General features: G+C 48.9%; 13 protein-coding genes. 4 read left to right on the forward strand and 9 right to left on the reverse strand.

The annotated features are described in order from the left end of the window. Positions 1-62: 62 nt before the first annotated feature. A complete protein-coding gene (locus ABGV42_RS16265) occupies positions 63-2,858 on the forward strand; it encodes a DUF5689 domain-containing protein (RefSeq protein ID WP_431523654.1) in 2,796 nt (931 codons plus the stop codon). Between the two features lie 244 nt (positions 2,859-3,102). Here the strand turns inward: ABGV42_RS16265 and phnE (ABGV42_RS16270) are convergent, their stop codons facing one another. The 4 genes from phnE (ABGV42_RS16270) to ABGV42_RS16285 all read right to left on the reverse strand — a co-directional run bounded on the left by phnE (ABGV42_RS16270) (position 3,103) and on the right by ABGV42_RS16285 (position 6,716). After that, positions 3,103-3,909, reverse strand: coding sequence for a phosphonate ABC transporter, permease protein PhnE (gene phnE, locus ABGV42_RS16270; RefSeq protein ID WP_347382565.1), 807 nt, complete (start codon positions 3,907-3,909; stop codon positions 3,103-3,105). Further along, positions 3,906-4,760, reverse strand: a complete 855-nt coding sequence (gene phnE, locus ABGV42_RS16275) for a phosphonate ABC transporter, permease protein PhnE (protein WP_347382566.1) — start codon at positions 4,758-4,760, stop codon at positions 3,906-3,908. The genes phnE (ABGV42_RS16270) and phnE (ABGV42_RS16275) overlap by 4 nt, the downstream gene beginning before the upstream one ends. Continuing rightward, the gene (gene phnC, locus ABGV42_RS16280) at positions 4,757-5,554 is read right to left on the reverse strand and encodes a phosphonate ABC transporter ATP-binding protein (protein WP_347382567.1); all 798 of its coding nucleotides are present in this window, start codon (positions 5,552-5,554) and stop codon (positions 4,757-4,759) included. The genes phnE (ABGV42_RS16275) and phnC overlap by 4 nt, the downstream gene beginning before the upstream one ends. A gap of 175 nt (positions 5,555-5,729) precedes the next feature. After that, positions 5,730-6,716 (reverse strand): phosphate/phosphite/phosphonate ABC transporter substrate-binding protein, encoded by a 987-nt coding sequence (locus ABGV42_RS16285; RefSeq protein WP_347382568.1) that lies wholly within the window; start codon positions 6,714-6,716, stop codon positions 5,730-5,732. A gap of 252 nt (positions 6,717-6,968) precedes the next feature. Here ABGV42_RS16285 and ABGV42_RS16290 point away from each other — a divergent pair, with 252 nt between their 5' ends. Continuing rightward, positions 6,969-8,573: a bifunctional metallophosphatase/5'-nucleotidase gene (locus ABGV42_RS16290; RefSeq protein ID WP_347382569.1), complete on the forward strand. Its 1,605-nt coding sequence runs from the start codon at positions 6,969-6,971 to the stop codon at positions 8,571-8,573. A 57-nt stretch (positions 8,574-8,630) separates the two neighbouring features. Here ABGV42_RS16290 and ABGV42_RS16295 read toward each other — a convergent pair whose 3' ends face one another. From ABGV42_RS16295 to ABGV42_RS16305, 3 genes are all read right to left on the reverse strand, one after another. Next, positions 8,631-8,939: a hypothetical protein gene (locus ABGV42_RS16295; protein WP_347382570.1), complete on the reverse strand. Its 309-nt coding sequence runs from the start codon at positions 8,937-8,939 to the stop codon at positions 8,631-8,633. A gap of 89 nt (positions 8,940-9,028) precedes the next feature. After that, positions 9,029-10,072, reverse strand: a complete 1,044-nt coding sequence (locus ABGV42_RS16300; RefSeq protein ID WP_347382571.1) for a Gfo/Idh/MocA family protein — start codon at positions 10,070-10,072, stop codon at positions 9,029-9,031. 57 nt (positions 10,073-10,129) lie between these two features. After that, on the reverse strand, positions 10,130-10,978 hold the full coding sequence (locus ABGV42_RS16305; protein ID WP_347382572.1) for a sugar phosphate isomerase/epimerase family protein: 849 nt from the start codon (positions 10,976-10,978) through the stop codon (positions 10,130-10,132). A gap of 350 nt (positions 10,979-11,328) precedes the next feature. Between ABGV42_RS16305 and ABGV42_RS16310 the strand changes: the two genes are divergently transcribed. After that, positions 11,329-12,234 carry an AraC family transcriptional regulator gene (locus tag ABGV42_RS16310; protein WP_347382573.1) on the forward strand — a complete coding sequence of 302 codons (906 nt, stop codon included), beginning with the start codon at positions 11,329-11,331 and terminating at the stop codon, positions 12,232-12,234. Between the two features lie 227 nt (positions 12,235-12,461). Here ABGV42_RS16310 and ABGV42_RS16315 read toward each other — a convergent pair whose 3' ends face one another. Together ABGV42_RS16315 and ABGV42_RS16320 are read right to left on the reverse strand one after the other, a co-directional pair. Beyond that, positions 12,462-14,303, reverse strand: a complete 1,842-nt coding sequence (locus tag ABGV42_RS16315) for an ABC transporter ATP-binding protein (RefSeq protein ID WP_347382574.1) — start codon at positions 14,301-14,303, stop codon at positions 12,462-12,464. After that, entirely contained in the window at positions 14,284-16,056 is a 1,773-nt protein-coding gene (locus tag ABGV42_RS16320; protein WP_347382575.1) for an ABC transporter ATP-binding protein, read from the reverse strand. Before ABGV42_RS16320 ends, ABGV42_RS16315 begins: the two co-directional genes overlap by 20 nt. 342 nt (positions 16,057-16,398) lie before the next feature. Here ABGV42_RS16320 and ABGV42_RS16325 point away from each other — a divergent pair, with 342 nt between their 5' ends. Further along, positions 16,399-18,093: a spore germination protein gene (locus ABGV42_RS16325; protein ID WP_347382576.1), complete on the forward strand. Its 1,695-nt coding sequence runs from the start codon at positions 16,399-16,401 to the stop codon at positions 18,091-18,093. The last annotated feature ends 3 nt before the right edge of the window (positions 18,094-18,096 follow it).

Below are 18,096 nucleotides of genomic sequence, written 5' to 3' on the forward strand. Positions count from 1 at the left end.
GTGATAAAATATGGACGAACTTATGAATTATCTAATATTTGGGAGGGATTTGGTTGGGTAAAATGACACGCATGCGTGGAGTGTGGTTAAAATCACTCCTTGCATTGTCCATGGCTTTACCGCTTCAGGTCGGATTATGGAACGGGAACGCTGCCGTTCACGCAGAGGGACCAACGGATCCAGCACCGTTCATCCAGGCGAAGGTTGTGAACGAAAATGCCGGTAAAAAGGTATTGTTCGACAACTCGCATGGTCAGACGGCTGGAGCTGCAGACTGGGTTATTGATGGTGGATTCTCGGACTTCGGTAATGCACTTGCAAATGACGGGTACTACGTGAAGGAACTTCGAAAAACAACCCCATTTACCTATGATGATCTCAAGGAGTATAACGTATTTGTTATTGCTGAACCCCAAATTCCTTTCAAAACATCTGAACAGGCTGCGCTGAAGCAATATGTTGAATCAGGCGGCAGTATCTTCTTCGTCGGAGATCACTATAATGCCGACCGTAACAAAAACCGCTGGGATGGCTCTGAAGTCATTAACGGCTATCGCCGGGGAGCTTTTGAAGATCCGACTAAAGGCATGAGCACTGATGAGCGTAACTCTGAAGCCATGCAAAATGTTACCAGCACGGACTGGTTGTCCGATAACTTTGGCGTACGATTCCGCTATAACGCACTTGGCGATATCGATGCGAACGTCATTGTACCAGCAGATCAAGCCTTCGGGATCACTGAAGGAGTATCGGCTGTAGCCATGCATGCCGGTTCAACCCTCGCTATTACCGATCCGGAAAAAGCAAAAGGTATCGTCTACCTGCCAAAAACCAATGCAAAATGGAATAATGCAGTCGATCAAGGCATCTATAACGGCGGCGGAATCGAGGAAGGTCCTTACGTAGCTGTATCCAAGCTGGGCGCGGGTAAAGCAGCCTTCATCGGAGACTCCTCCCCCGTAGAAGATGCATCTCCAAAATATTTGCGTGAAGAGACGGGTGCACGCAAAACAACCTATGACGGTTTCAAAGAAGCCGACGATGCTGCGCTGCTCGTCAACACAGTGAACTGGCTTGCTACGCAAGAAAACTATACCGATCTGACCCAAGTAAACGGTTTGGAACTGGATAACCCAACCGCATTGCTGGCATTCGAGGAACCAGCAGCTTCTACTGAGCCACAGGCTGAACCTTGGGCCGCACCAGCTGCAGGGTACAAATGGTATGACAGCTCCACCTTCAAACCAGGTTCCTATGGTGGACCTGCTTCCAGCGCCAATGCTTCCTACAGCTTCGTGAAACAGGATACACTGCCTAATGCAGAGGACTTCCAGGTTCGCGTAGTCGTGGAAAATATGCCTGCTAACACGACTGTTTCCGGGTACAGCGCAGGAATCTATCTGACTGGCGGAACTCAAGTCGCCATGATTCAGAATGAAAGTGGTACTTGGCCGACTTCGTATGGCTACAGCTCTACCTTTAGCGTAACTTCCGACAGCAAAGGCCGGGCCATCAAAGATCTGAACGTTCGCATCAAGCCAGGAACATCCGGTGCGGCAAACTTGCGTCTTCGCTTGAACGGCAGCAACCTGATCACCAATGCCGTGACCATCGGCAACGTTCCAGCCGAGCAGCTTCCTGAAGAAGAAGGACCGATTCCTGCAGCCATTACCATTGCTGAAGCACGTACCAAAACAGCCGGAACAACGGTAACCGTAGAGGGCGTTGTGACTACGGAGCCAGGTGCATTTGGTGGACAATCCTTCTACCTGCAGGATGAAACGGGCGGACTTTACGTCTTCCAAAGCACAAGCGGTTTCCACGCCGGAGACAAGGTTAAGGTTACAGCTGCTACGGCACTGTATAACTCCGAGTTCGAACTGACAGACATTGTTGCGATTGAGAAAACAGGAACGGCTGATATCCCGGCCCCAGTGGAGTCAACGACAGTGACGGATGAAAACCTGGGACAACTGATCCAACTAAAAGACGTAACGGTTGAAAACATGGTCAGCGCAACACCTGTTGGATCGTTTGAATTCGACGCAGTTGCAGCCGACGGGACAAGCACTCATGTACGTGTCGACACACGCACAGGGGTAACTGAATCAAGCTTCCCTTATGCTGCAGGTGACAAAATCAATGTTACCGGTGTGGCTGCCATCTTCAAGGATGTATATCAATTGAAACCAAGAAACCTGAATGATTTTGCTGCTGCCGAGGAAGAAGGCGGCGGTGAAGAACCTTCGATTCCTTCGGCGGGTGCACCGGGTAAACCCGTGCTTTCCTCCAATAATGGCCATACCAATGGTCTCCTTGAAGGATCCTATACGGTTAGCATGAACCTCTGGTGGGGTGAAAACGCAACAAGCTACAAATTGTACGAAGACGGCGTGCTGATCGATTCGCAAACGCTGACCAGCGCTTCTCCGCAAGCACAATCTGCTAAAACCAGTATCACTGGCAAAGCCAACGGTACCTATACGTATGTCGCCGAGTTGACGAACTCCAGCGGTTCCACTCGCAGTGAAGTACTAACGGTTCAAGTGGCCAATGCCGCTCCAGGCAAAGCAGTTCTCTCCCAGGACAACTGGGATGGAGATGGCAACTACAAAGTAACGATGAACCTCTGGTGGGGGACAAACGCAACCGAATATCGCCTCTATGAGAATGATGTATTGATCGATACTCAAGCCTTGAACGCTGCAACACCATCGGCTCAAAGCGCGGCAACAGACCTGTCCGGTCGTGCTAACGGAACGTATACGTACCGTGCTGAGCTGGTGAATGCAGCTGGTGTGACAAGCACCGAAACAATTACGGTTCAAGTTACCAAAGCACTGCCTTTGGCTAGCTAAGAGACTACAGAAAAACCGAAACCAACAGCTGCCTGATTTCCGGGCAATATGGTTTCGGTTTTTTATTTCGTTCTATAAGTTGTAACGACTTTTAATGAGTTAATCTGTATTCAGTTGAAATGTTGCAAAAACCTTAATGGATCTTCTTACAATCAATGATACAGTTAAAATACAAAAAGACTATCAGCGCAGTTATATTTCAGCACGTGATAGCCTCTTCTTAATCCAAGATTTCTATGATTAGTTACACCAGTTTCTTCCGGATATACCCCGAGATCAGGTCAATGATCGTGATCATCACGATGATCCCCAGCAGGATAATCCCTACTCGCGGCCAGTTCCGCGTGCTGAGTGCGAAGATCAGCGGTGTACCAATTCCCCCTGCCCCGATCACGCCCAGAATGGTTGCAGAACGTACGTTAATCTCGAACCGATACAACGTATAGTTCAGGAATCCAGGCAATACCTGTGGCAGTACTGCAAACCACAGCTGCTGCATTCGAGTCGCTCCGGAAGCCAGCAATGCTTCAGAAGGGCCATAATCGATATTTTCCACTTCATCCGCGAACAGTTTACCCAGCATTCCGATAGAATGCAGTCCAAGTGCGAGTACACCCGCGAAGGAACCTGGTCCTACGGCCTTGATAAACAGCAAAGCCATAATGATCTCAGGAAAGGTACGAATGAAGCTCAGCACCATTTTCCCTGCACCTGAAATCCCGCGGAAGCGGCTCATGTTTCTGGCAGACCAGAAAGCAAAAGGAATACACAGTACAGCTGAAATGACAGTTCCCAGGACCGAGATCGCCAGCGTGTCCAGCAATCCTCGCAGCAAATCTTCACCTTCAGGCAAATAGACAAAGTCCCAATCAGGCGAGAAAATTCCGGCCACGATCGCCTTCATAATCTGGCCGGCTGTTTCCTTGAAGCCAGTGAACGGTACGCCTGCCAAAGCCCAAGCATACACAAGGATCAGCAGCAGCACAATGACCCAGCGAAGCGGGTTCTTCCGAGGTTTGCGCCGGATGACGCTCGTTTCATTTTTCATCATAACAATTTCTCCCGCAGCTTAGTACTTACATAATCGATGATCAGAACAATAACAAGGGTAAAGAGAATGATCACGCTCGTTTTGTCATACTCCAGGAATCCAAGTGTTGCTTCATAATACAGTCCAATACCGCCTGCACCTACCAACCCAAGAATGGCAGCCGCACGCACATTGATCTCAAAGGCATACAGGACATAGGACGTAAACTGGGCAGCCAGTTGTGGCACCACGCCATAGACGATCAATTGAATTCGGTTCATGCCGACAGCCGTCATCGCTTCCAGCGGTCCCTGATCAATCGTTTCCAGCGTTTCATAGGTCAGCTTGGCAATCAGTCCGACGGAGAATACGGCAAGTGCCAGAATACCCGGGATCGGACCCAGACCGAATACAGCAACAAACAGTGCAGCGAGCAGCAGATCGGGCACGGTACGAATCAGATTCAGTACAAACCGGGCCGGGTAGTAGATCCAGCGGTTCGGCATCAGGTTGCCCGCACAGATAATCGAAACCGGAATGGCAATAATGGCCCCGATGGTTGTACCAATCAAAGCCATACGAATGGTCTCCAGCATGCCCTGAACAATGTTGTCAAAGTAAGTCCACCGAGGTGGAAACATTTCCTTTATCAATTTCCACATTTCAGGAAATCCTCCAAACAGTTCGCCGAAGCTCGCATCGGTCTGTTTGGCACTGGCCCACAGCAACAGCAAGATGATAACTAGCGTGAGCAGATGTTTGGTGCGGCCGGGTGGTTTGGGACGATGAACGACCTGCCCAGGTCCGGAACCGGGTTCCTTCCCCGCTCCCGTCAGTGGTTGGTGAAGTGAAGCGCCAGACTGCCCCTTCATACCAGTACTTCTCCCTGTTCGGTTACAGCCTGTTTGTCCAACAACTCTTCCGCCAGAATCGGTCTGCCATAGATCTCCGCAAAGCGCTCATCTGTCGCCTCTTCCACAGGACCGTCAAACACCACTTCACCTGCACGTAAGCCGACAATACGTGTTGCATACTCCCTTGCCAGATCAATAAAGTGAAGGTTAACGATCGTGGTAATGCCGAGATCCTGATTAATGCGTTTCAAGTCATCCATAACTTGTTTGGTTGTGAGCGGATCCAGTGAGGCAACTGGTTCGTCTGCCAAAATAATTTTGGCTTCCTGTGCGAGTACGCGGGCAATCGCCACACGCTGCTGCTGTCCGCCGGACAGCTGATCTGCACGGGAATAAGCCTTCTCCGCAATGTTCACGCGTTCGAGCGCTTCGAATGCAAGTTCCGTATCTTCTTTTGGAAAGCGGCCCAAAATGGTACGCATCGTGGAATGATAACCGACGCGACCCGCCAGAACATTACGGAGGACACTGGAGCGTTTAACCAGGTTAAAGCTCTGGAAGATCATGCCGATATCCCGGCGAATCATGCGCAATCTCTTGCCCTGTGCCTTCGTGATGGAACTGCCGTTAATCAAAATCTCTCCCTCGCTGATATCGTGGAGACGATTAATGGAACGCAGCAGTGTGGATTTACCTGCACCGGATAAACCTACTACAGCAATAAATTCACCTTGTTTAAAGGTAAGGTTAATATTGTCCAAGCCTTTGGTACCGTTGGCGTACGTTTTGGTTACGTTGCGAAGCTCAATCATGACATTAATCCTTCTTTCATTAATAGAGTTCTATCCGCTTGAAGGCAGTAACGGGACAAGCCAGCGCAGCGTATATCACGCTGAACTGGCTTGTCCGCACTGCGAATACATCTGTTCCATACAATAGAAGCTAATGACAATCTAGTTATTTCAAATGTCTACATTAATCAAAAAACTACTCTGTTTTTACTTTTTCGCCGTATTGACGAACGATTTCGAACTTGCTGTCATCAGACTCTACATAACCTTCATGTGTATAGATTTCTTTGATGATTTCATGACCTTCCGGATCGGTACCGATGTCGATGAACGCCTGTTTGATTTTGGTTGTCCAGTCAGCATTCATATCTGTACGTACAGCGATGGTATCGTTAGGAATCGGCTCTGTGAACGCCAGTACACGTGTATCTTCGAATACCGTTGGGTAGTCTTTGGACACGGTGTTACGGGCATCTTGGAAAATAGCAGCTGCATCAACGTCACCGTTCAGTACAGCAATAACACCTTGGTCATGACCTTTTACCGTTACAGGAGTTACGTCTTTCAATGGATCAATGCCTTTGTCCAGCAGCAGACCTGCCGGCCATACATAACCTGCGGAAGAAGTTACGTTTTGGTAGGCGATCTTTTTGCCTTTCAGTTCTTCAACGGATTGGATCGGCGAATCTTTTTTCACGATAAACATGGATTTATAGGAATCAGCCAATTCTTCAGTAGGAGCACCTGTCTCATCATTTACGCCAAAACGTTGTGCCTGCAGAATAACCTGTGCTGCACCTTTTTCTTTTGCCAGTACATAAGCAGTTGGTGGCAGGAAGCCCACGTCTACTTTATTGGAAGCCATTGCTTCGATAATGGTGTTGTAGTCAGTGGATACGCTGACTTTTACCGGAATGCCCAGTTTGTCGCCCAGCAATTTCTCCAGCGGTTTTGCTTTGGCTTCAAGCGTGTCTGCATTCTGGGATGGAACGAATTGTACAGTCAATTCGGTGGGTACGTAACCTTCGGCTGCTTTGTCTGTTTCTGCCGTTTCGGTAGATGTACCGGATGCATTGGAACTCGAATTCGCCTCGTTAGTCGAACCCGTTGTACTGCCTGACCCACAAGCACTTAGAAACAGAACCAAAATCAACAATGGTAAAAATAAAGCGGACTTCTTCAAACGAACACCCTCCAAAGAGTTTCTATTTTTCAATACTTGTCTACTATAATTGGCAAATATTTGCGCGATGTGAAACGAAATTTGGAGTTTTGTAAAGTTTCCTGTCAGGCTGTCAGAGAGACTTTCATCTGTTAGAATAGGCTCATTATGGTTGAAGATATAGGTAGAGAGGCTGGTCCTCACTCGTTATTCATAGGCAAAATAGCCTGTAATCCCTTATGTTTAAACTTATATATTAGAGGAGATTGTAAAATGACATCCATAACGAATACATCCAGCTTCGACATTTTGTTCACTAGCGATCTGCACGGGGCCATCCGCCCCATTCATTACAATACCAACGCCTACCGCCCCGCAGGGCTGGCTCTGCTAGCTTCGCTGATTCGTAAGGAACGTGAACGGTCACCCGAATTGATGCTGGTGGATAACGGGGATCTGCTGCAAGGTTCTCCTTTGGCTTCATATGCTGCTTCCTTTGTTACGGATAACAAAGAGCATCCCTTCATTACAGTTTTGAATGAACTCGGCTATGATGCTGCCGTGATGGGCAACCACGAGTTCAACTATGGGCAGGATCTACTGCGCGGAGCAGTTGAAGCCTCCAAATTCCCATGGTTGTCTGCCAATATTGTGAGCAGTGAACAGCCGGATGTACCCGCGTATGGTCCTCCTTATCTGATCAAAACATTGTCTTCAGGCGTCAAAATTGCCCTGCTCGGTGCGACCACGCACTACATTCCGAATTGGGAGCATCCGAAAAATATAGAAGGTTTGCAGTTCGTTGACGCCCTGGAGACCATTCGAAAATGGGTGGGTTACATTCGCGAGTATGAGCGGCCAGACGTGATGGTAGTCAGCTATCATGGCGGGTTTGAGTGTGATCTGGAGACGGGCGAGCCTGCCGAGAGGTTAACTGGTGAAAATCAGGGCTATGCCATCTGTCGTGACATCGAAGGCATTGATGTACTTCTGACCGGGCATCAGCACCGTCAGCTTACTGCCGAAATTCATGGTGTGACCGTCATTCAGCCAGGGTTTAGCGGCAACGGTCTTGGACAAGTATCCGTTCAATTAGAGCAGCATTCGGACGGGACGTGGAAGATTACCGGAAAGGAATCACATTTGCTGCTTCTGGATGAGAACAGTGACGTACAGCCGGATGCTGTCGTCATGGAACTTACGAAAGACTTGGAAGCCGCGGCTCAGGCTTGGCTCGACAAACCGATTGGTGAGGTAGCCGGGGACTTGTCCGTCAACGATGCCACTGCTCTGCGGCTCTCGGCACATCCCTTCATTGACTTTGTACATCAGGTACAGATGGAAGCGACCGGAGCTGAGCTTTCCAATACGGCATTGCTCAGTGAGGAAGCTCGTGGCTTCGGACCCAACATTACGGTGAGGGACGTGTTATCCAATTTTATATACCCCAATACATTGACCGTATTGGAGCTATGCGGTCAGGACATCCGGGATGCACTGGAGCAAACAGCACGTTACTTTGAAGTGGATGCTTCTGGCGAAGTGCTAGTCAATCCGGCCTACATGACCCCGAAACCGCAGCATTACAACTACGACATGTGGGCAGGGATCGATTACGAGTTGGATATATCGGAGCCTGTGGGAAATCGTGTGGCCAAGCTGGAACGTGAAGGTAAACCACTTGAGATGAGAGATACGTATTCGGTGGTAATGAACAGTTACCGTGCGGCAGGTGGTGGAGATTACGCCATGTATCCAGGCAAAAAGGTGCTGCATGAAGGGGCCACAGATATGGCGGCATTAGTGGAGGATTATATCCGCAGGCATCAGCCTTTGAAGGTAAAACGAGCCGATAATTGGAAGGTTATCGGCGGATAGTCAAAAAGAGCAGAATCTTCTTACATGAAGGTTCTGCTCTTTCCATTCCCCCTTGATCTACACCAAGGTAGAGGCAAGTGCGGCAAGCAAAAGAATAGCCACCCACACCAGTATTAAATTCGCCATGATCAGTGCAGCTTTGAACTTGTAGTTCTTATAGAACGCCCAGCAGGTGAACGATGCCAGGACTGGAACAGGATAGGTAGCCAATACCCCTGCGGAAATATACTCCAGTACGTAATCGTTTGTATTGCTGCTGGCGAACATATAGAAGCTGATAAAGAGCATATATGGATAGGCTATTAGTGTTATTAAATTGATCGCATTGATAAATAAGAGCCAATTCGCCACCGTACGATTTTTCATAACTAAGGACCTCCCGGAAAAACAATCTTATTCCAGTATATCCACATGATGATAGATCGTCATTGATTAATTTTACAATAAATTATGAATTATGACTCCGCTGTCAGGCTGCTCGCCTTCTCTCCGAGCGTCACAAAAGCACCTCGATCATTCGCAGAACGTATCTCTGCTTCAATGATTTCAAGACTGCCAATCGCGCTCTCCGGCGTGCATACCGTTACAGGCGTTCCTGCTGCTACCGACCGGATAAAGTACCGGATCTGATGATAATATCCGGAGTCCGGGGACAACTCGGCAACAAAGCCTGGTGCGTCTTTCGGATTCACTTTTAGCTCGCCGTTCTCAAATACAAGGTTCCCCTTCTCAAAATTAACGCGGAATGTCATGGAGAAACCGTAGTCCCCCTCCAACGTCCAATCCGCCTGTGCATTTAGCACCTTCCCGTCAGGATACAGATAATGGGTCGATACCGTGTCATAACCACTTCCCGGAATCACATTACGCGCGAGTGTGGAAACTTGATCCGGCTTGCCGAACAGCCAGTGGATAATATCCGTATCATGGATGTGCATGTCTAATATGCAGCCACCGCTTTTGTAGCCATCCCGAAACCATTCTTGAGGCAAACCTGAACCACGGAAGAAATAACCTGCATTTACGGCTCCATAACGACCGTCTTCCACCACGGATTTCAGATAGTCATAAGCAGGCCAGAAGCGCAAGCATTGACCAATCATCAGTGTTTTTCCGGTCTGTTTGGCGGCATGCGCCATCTTCCATCCATCCGCTGAATTGCGCGCAACCGGCTTCTCACACAGCACATGGATGCCCTTCTCCAGCATGGCGCATGTAAGCTCCGCGTGCAGCGGTGTGGGCAATGTAATAACAATGATATCCAATTCCTCTTGCTCCACCATCACAGCGATGTCATCATACAGCCGATAAGGAGTAAGATCATAGATCTCCTGCTCTGTTGCCATATTTCCGGCTGCTTTCCTATGCTTCATTTCTTCTATTTTCAGATCACAGATGGCGACGAGTTCTACAGGCTCCCCTTCCGAGGCGAGGCGTACATAGTTATCAAAATGCATGCGTCCCATAAATCCGAAACCAACCAAGCCCACTTTTAACATGTGTTTTCCTCCTAATAATCAATTTAATAGAGTTCTTTTGTCCGTTGTTATATGATTTTATTGAGTGACTCTCCCCAAAATAGCATCCATCGCTCTGGACGTGTTATAGACAATCTGTTGCGAATGATGGGTGTATGGGGGAATCATCTCCGCTGTGACGTAATTTTCGTAACCGATGGCATGCAATGCTTCCATAACTGCCGGAAAATTTACATCCCCAGCCAGCAGGTCTACAAAACCATGCATTCCGCCAGCTTGCCGGCGATAGTCCTTAAAGTGTACCTTTTTGATTCGGTGACCGAGAATACGAACCCACTGTTCCGGATAGCCATTATGAACCACATTGCCTACGTCAAAATAAGAACCTACATACTCGGACTGAAATGAATCGATGAACGTACGAAGTTCAAGCGGCGACACCAGAAACTTGTTCCATACGTTTTCAATGCCAATCGACACTCCGGCACTTTCGGCATACGGCAGCAGGTGGGCAATAGCTTCCTGGGCCCGCTCATAGGCCACCTCGTAATCGGTCACTTCGCTGTCAGGGATAAAATCAACCCCTACGACACCGGGAATCACCAGGATCGTATCCACGCCAAATGCCGAAGCAAGCTCCAACTGTCTTTTGCACACATCCCGTGCTTTGCTGCGGGTCTCCGGACTAGCACTCGTCATCGGATAGTCCCAGTATAGTCCGGTCGCCAGGCCTGCAATTTCCAGCCCAGCCTCTTCAAGACGTCCCTGGATATCGCGGACTTCCTGATCTGTGGCAGACAGGCTTAGCTCACCTTCCCCATTCAGCGAAAGCTCAATTCCATCGAAGCCAGCCTCCTTGGCTGTTTTAATACAATCTGCAATGGCCCAGTCCCCTGGAAACGACCATATGTTAATCCCTTTTTTCATCTCAAATCCCTCCTCATCATATGAATTCCGGTGATTCCGTTTGGTATAGCGATACTATACCGTTGACAAAGGTAACTTGAAATTACGAGATGGAATGTGAATAAGCACACCCGGTTGCCATGATCATCCGTTTCTACCTCCATTCCGCGGGAAGCGGTGTTCAATCCACTTCAACTCCTTTTTTGACATAATCCGCGATATTGTAACTATGGATTGAACATGTGATAATATCTGTATTATAGATGAATCATTCCGAATTTTATTTAGAGGATCAAGAGATTATTTGTACAATTCCGTTTTGTTTTTTTAAATGATCAATCATTGAATTGCATAAGAAAGGAGCTGAGCCCGTGTCCCTCCCGCAAACGGATTATCCAGTGAGAAGAACCGCCAGTTACAGGGAATGGTCTCCCAGTGTTCATTACGCGCAGTTCCAGACTCTCCCTCCAGGTAAGCTGCCAAGGCGGCGATTGTATGATTTCGAACTGTTGTACGTCTGTGAGGGAGAAGCAGCAACCTACATGCACGATAAACGCTATACACTGGCGGCGGGACAGCTCATTATGCTACCTTCCGGAGTCTATCACCAGAATGAAGCCGTATCGTATCCGAAGACACGATTCATCGGCATTCACTTTGACTTTTTTAACGAATTGACCATACAGACCGAGGCGGATATGGTTGTAAACGAAGAGCATGTTCAGCCAGATAAATTTGCCGCGGAAGCCTGTGCAGAAGGGATGACACCGTTATCCGCAAATCCAGTCTATACACTGTCCTCTGCTGCAGTTCAGCTGATGGAGCAGCTGGTTCATGAATTTACGACGCGTCCGCCAGGATATGAACTGATATGCAAAGCCTTGACGCTGCAAGTGCTTACCTATCTGCTGCGTTCTCCATACTTGAGCTCGTCTCGCCATGTTTCAGTTCACGGAGATAAGCTGCGCGAACTCCTAAAACGGATCGAAGCCTCTCCTTCAGAGCCTTGGACCAATTCGGGCATAGCCAAACAATTGAATCTGAGCGTGGATCACATGGCCAAACTGTTCAAACAAATGGTCGGCATGCCCCCAAACGAATACATTCAATCCATCCGTCTGGGTGAAGCACGCAGATTGTTGCGGGAAACGGACTGTTCCATTGAGATCGTTGGCATACGAAGCGGTTACCCGGACATTCATTATTTCAGCCGTACTTTCCGCAAACATGAGGGGATATCTCCTCGCGAGTACCGGAAATTATCCCGAATGCTATAAAAAAGAGTTCCTTCATCCAAGTACGGAATGATTATTTTGACTGCCACTTCATGCTGATGATCCAGATTATCCAGCAGCTGCTTGAGCATGAACATCCCTATCTCTGGATCCTATTAACAGATAATCCTTCTTCCATCGCTGCTCAAAAATGGGGATGTCCCATTTGGAGCAGCAAAAAGAGCAAGTACTGGAACGCTTCTCAGGTTCAGGTACTTGCTCTTTTATTACTATTGCGCTTTCTTGCGCAGCTGGCTGTAATACAGTTCGCTGTAAAAGCCGCCCTGCTCCAACAGCACATCATGCGAGCCTTGTTCCAGCAGTTGCCCATCTTTCAGTACCAGAATCCGGTCTGCCTGACGAATCGTGTTTAGCCTGTGGGCAATGACGAAGCTGGTCCGGCCCTGCATCAGCCGCTGTAATCCCTCCTGGATTTTGATCTCCGTAACAGTATCAATGCTGCTGGTCGCCTCATCCAATACGAGTATGGACGGGTCCGCCAAAATGGCCCGGGCAATGGCAAGCAGCTGCTTCTGACCCTGACTAATGCCGCTTCCGTCCGCTTGAAGCACTTTGTCATACCCATCCTTCATGCGCATGATGAACGAATGGGCATTGGCCAGCCTTGAAGCTTCTTCCACTTCTTCGTCTGTTGCATCCAGGCGGCCAAAACGGATATTTTCCCGAATTGTTCCTTGGAACAGGAATGAATCCTGAAGGACAAACGCCATGTGAGAGCGCAGATTTTCACGTCGAATGGTGGTAATGTCCCGTCCATCCACGGTCAGCATTCCCTCTGTCGGATCATAGAAGCGAGACAACAGCTGAATCAAGGTTGTTTTACCGGCACCCGTCGGCCCGACCAGGGCAATCATCTCACCCGGTTTCGCCTCGAAGCTGATCTGATGTAATATATTGCGTCCCTCATCATATCCGAAGGAAACCTTATCGAAACGCACCGCTCCCTCAAGCTTTTCTAGTGCTACCGCAGCCCCTTCATCCTTCGCTTCCTCATCCTCATCCAATACTTCGAAAACTCGCTCAGCCCCGGCAATGGCAGACAACAGCGTATTCCACTGGTTCGCCAGGTCATTGAGCGGACGCGTGAACTGACGAGCATACTCTACAAAGATGATAATTACCCCGACAGTAACTGAACCCTGGATGGCCAAAATCCCCCCGATTCCTGCAACGATTGCAAAGCTCAGGTTGTTCAATCCATTCATCAGTTTGGGGATAAAGCCGGAAATGGTCTGCGCCCAAAAACCGGATAATCTGATCCGGGTATTCCGTTCCTCGAATCCGCGAATCACCCGTTCCTCCTGGGAAAAAGCCTTGATAATTCGTTGTCCCGATAAGGTCTCCTCAATATACCCGTTGAGTTCACCCAGATTACGCTGACGTTCCTTGAAGAGCGGTCCGGTTCTGCGCGTAATCCAGCGCATGCCAACCGCCATCAGTGGCACCACGATGAATGTCAGCAAGGTCAGTAATGGACTTAACCAGAGCATCACGCCAAACGTTCCGAGCAGCGTCAGCACACTGGAGAAAATCTGAATGGCCGAGCTGTTCAGCGTACCGCTGACATTTTCAATGTCATTGGTGACCCGGCTCATAATCTCACCCTGCTGACGCTTGCCGAAGAACGGAATGGGCAGCTTGTGCAGATGGGAGAACAGATCGTAGCGCATCCGGAAAATGGTCTCCTGCGCGATTTCAATCATCCATATATTTTGCAGCCAGGATGTGAGTGAGAACAGTACGTACACCGCTGCAAGACCCAGCAAAAACGTTATCCAGCTGGAGCTTGTGGCTTCCCCATCCATATAATTGTCCACGGCCACACCGACCATATATGGACCAAGCAAAGCCAGCGCAGAACTGGCGAATACCATCAGCAGCACCAGCGTCAGCTTCACTTTGCGGCGAGCCAGATATGTCCAGATCCGGCCCAGTGTACCGGACAAGTTCTTGGCCCGTGCCTTCGGCTTGCGACCTCCCCCTGCTTTTAGCGCTTCAGGGTCCAGTGGCGGCGGAGGCTGACGGAAAGGTTCAATGAACGCTTTGAACATGCAGTGTACCCTCCCCGTATTGTGATCCATAGATTCGGCGATACAGCTCGGACGAATCCATCAGGTCTTCGTGTTTTCCCTGTCCAATCAGGCGCCCATCGTCCAGCAGCAGAATCAGATCGGCAGAGGTCGTTGAGCTGATCTTCTGGGTGATAATAAAGGTTGTACATGACAGCTCTTCCAGCGCATCCAGCAGCCTCGCTTCGGTTGCCACATCAAGTGCACTGGTGCTGTCATCCAAAATCAGAATACTCGGGCGTCTGATCAATGCACGTGCAATGGACAGACGCTGCTTCTGACCACCGGACAAGTTAACCCCGCGCTGACCCAGCTGAGTATCATATCCATTCGGGAGCTTCTCAATCGTGTCGTGAATCTGGGCGCGCTTCGCGGCTTCCTTGATCTCTTCCAGCGTTGCGTCTTCCCGTCCCCAGGCAATGTTATCCCGCACAGAACCTGTGAAGAGTACGACCTCTTGCGGCACGTAACCGATTGCACCGCGCAATGTAGGTATTGGCAGTTGGTCTGCATCGGTGCCATCAATGAACACCTTGCCCTGATCCTCGGTATACAACCTAGGAATCAGCTGTACGAGTGAGGATTTACCTGATCCTGTTGCACCCATGATGGCGATGCGCTCCCCTCGTTTGGCGGAGAACGTAATATCCTCCAGAACCGTAATATCACTGTTCGGATAGCTGAATCCTACACCCCGGAATTCAACTGCACCCTGAACAGCGTTAGCCCTTTTAACGTGCTCTCCAGTCCCTGAGTCTTGTACTGCAGCTGACTTCTGAGCAGCCTCCGATGGATCCTCTGTATCAAATACTTCATTAAGCCGCTGCGCCGAAGCGCTGGCTCTGGAGAAGGTCACCAGAATCCAGGACAAGGCAGACATGGCCCCAATGGTGCGGAGCAAATAATTGATAACTGCGACCACTTCACCGACACTTGCGTTACCGGTGGAGATGTCACGCCGTCCAAACCAGAGGACGGCGATGATGCAGCCATTCATCATGAGCAGCATGAATGGCATCGTGGTCTCCGTCAGGCGCAGCGCGGAGATGGTGCCCTTCATCAGCTTGCCGCTGAATCCGGCAAAGCGCTCGATTTCATGGCCCATCCGGACGAAGACACGGATGAGCCGGATGCCTGTCAGATTTTCCTGGATGACCCCGTTGACGGCATCCAGTCTGCGCTGCACATTGCGGAACAGCAGCGCAGCCTTTTTGATCATCCAGATGACAAATACGAGCAGTACAGGTACCATCACCACAAGCAGCAAGCCCAGCCTTGGGTTCACGATAACGGCCATAATCATGCTTCCGATGACCACGAGCGGCACACGGGTCATAAACCGCAGACTCATGAATACCGTATCCTGTACCTGGGTCACGTCCCCGGTTAATCGGGTAATCAGCGATGAGGTGGCGAATCGGTTAAATACGGCGTAAGAGAACGCTTGCACTTTGTCATAAAGCTTCTCCCGCAGATCATATCCAAACCCTAAACTCGCATGTGATGCAAAAAATGAACTGGCGATTCCAGCAGCAAATGCCACAACGGCACTGCCTACGAGCACGCCGCCCCATAACCAAACCACCGACAGATCACCTTGCTGTATCCCATTATCAATGATTTTGGAGATCAGGTAAGGCTGAGCCAGTTCCACCGCCAGCTCAATCAGCATCATGACCAGTGCAGCGATCGCGGCAACCCGATACTTCTTCAAGTAGTACAACAGCTTGATCATTACCATTCCTCCGGCACCGGAGCGCTTGATTACCGTGACTCATTTTGTGTCTACGCAGCCAGCTCCGTTAGTCTCTTACTTTAACGCTATGTAAAATCTCACGTACCCAATACGATTATTATATCTCATTTTGTAGGCTGGAATCGTTAATATCTTCTTTCCTTCTTATTATTAACCTGAAATGGACAAGGGGATATCGATCTACGTCAAAAAACTGAGCAGCGTGCCTAAATCAAGAATGCAAATGGGTACAGTACGTATTGCCCCTTAGTAATGCATTATTTTGTTATCTTTGGCAACCCTATTAACCAACGTGGATATTCTGGAAATGGAGGCCTTGTGATGCCACAATTCATCCTGAACCATATACCCAAATGGGGAGTGCTAATGGAAGTCTTTTTTCTTTCGGCTGTTCCACTGCTCATTCTGCTCACCATCAGACAAATTAAAATATTTGATGGGGCTTACAGCCAAAGAAAACAAAAATTAGAGGAAATACAACGGGAAGACCAACGTGGACTCGACTCGGGCGATACGCAGACAGCATCAGATGAGGAAATACTTTCTTATACGGATGACTATCAACTTAACCTGGACAAATTCAGGAAAACTGCTCTGGATATGGATGATGTCAACGAGAGAACGATCTTTCTCCAAAATTTGAAAGCCCGAGGCATCTTGTTTTTTGTGGACGGTCTTACCGACAAACCGGGACTCGACCAGAATATATTAAAGCCGCTTCTGGACTGGGCAAGTAAGCCCTTAACAGATGAACATATTAAAAATGAAAAGCTAGAGGATTACCTTGTGCAACAAGTCTTGTTGATTTCGGAGACCGAGTGGATCGTCGATGTCCATCAAGCATTACGAAAAGTCCTGTTCGGTTCCACCATGCTGTTAGTTGAAGGCATGCCAGGTGCCCTGCTGTTGGGAAGCTCTCGCGGCCAGACCCGTTCCGTGGAGGAACCCATCTCAGAAGCCGTTCTTCGCGGACCAAGAATCGGCTTCACCGAAACGTTAAGCGATAATACGGCCATGTTGCGAAGACACGGAGAAAATAAAAGCCTTGCCATGACGTCCTATCAAGTCGGTAAGCGGGTGCAAAAAAAGTTGATGGTTATATATTTCAAGGATATTGCCAATGAAGAGTTGGTGGCAGAAGTCAAACGGCGTATAAGAACCATTGACGTGGATGAAGTATTGGAGAACGGTTATGTGGAACAGCTCATCGAGGACAATTTTTTGAGTCCATTTGCCCAAATACAAAATACAGAACGTCCTGACCGGGTTATGAGTTCCTTGCTGGAAGGTCGAGTAGCCATATTGTTGGATGGTTCTTCCTATGCGCTGTTAATGCCCGTCACCTATGCCATGATGTTACAATCCCCGGAGGATTATTATGAACGATGGCTTCCTAGCTCGCTGATTCGCATCCTTCGTTTTGTCTGCACGTTCATTTCCCTTTTCGCTCCTGCCCTGTACATTTCATTTATTTCGTTTCATCCCGGCCTGATTCCAACCAAGTTGGTTGTTTCCATCATCGCCACAAGGCAAGGCGTTCCCTTCTCGACACTCATTGAGGCATTGATCATGGAAATCGCCATTGAAGTATTGCGTGAAGCAGGACTACGACTTCCTAAACCTATCGGTCCAGCCATGGGAATCGTAGGTGGACTGATCATTGGACAGGCTGCGGTAAATGCAGGAATCGTCAGTCCCATTTTGGTCATCGTCGTTGCCGTGACAGCCATCTCTTCCTTTGCAACGCCAATGTACAGCGCAGGGTTATCCATGCGTCTGCTGCGTTTTCCAATTATGTTTAGCGCTGCGATGTTCGGATTGTATGGCGTAATCATGTCTTTTCTCTTCCTGGTCGTCCATATGCTCAAGCTGAAAAGCTTCGGCATTTCTTATGTCAATCTGGCCGTTCCCCAGTCCTTGAAAGACTGGAAAGACTATGTGATCCGTGTACCTCTGCAATTCATGAAATATCGTCCCGAGGTGCTCAAGCCCAAGGAATCTAAACGCAAAGATTAGATG

Origin of the sequence: Paenibacillus pabuli (assembly GCF_039831995.1) — a bacterium.
GTDB classification, from domain to species: domain Bacteria; phylum Bacillota; class Bacilli; order Paenibacillales; family Paenibacillaceae; genus Paenibacillus; species Paenibacillus pabuli_C.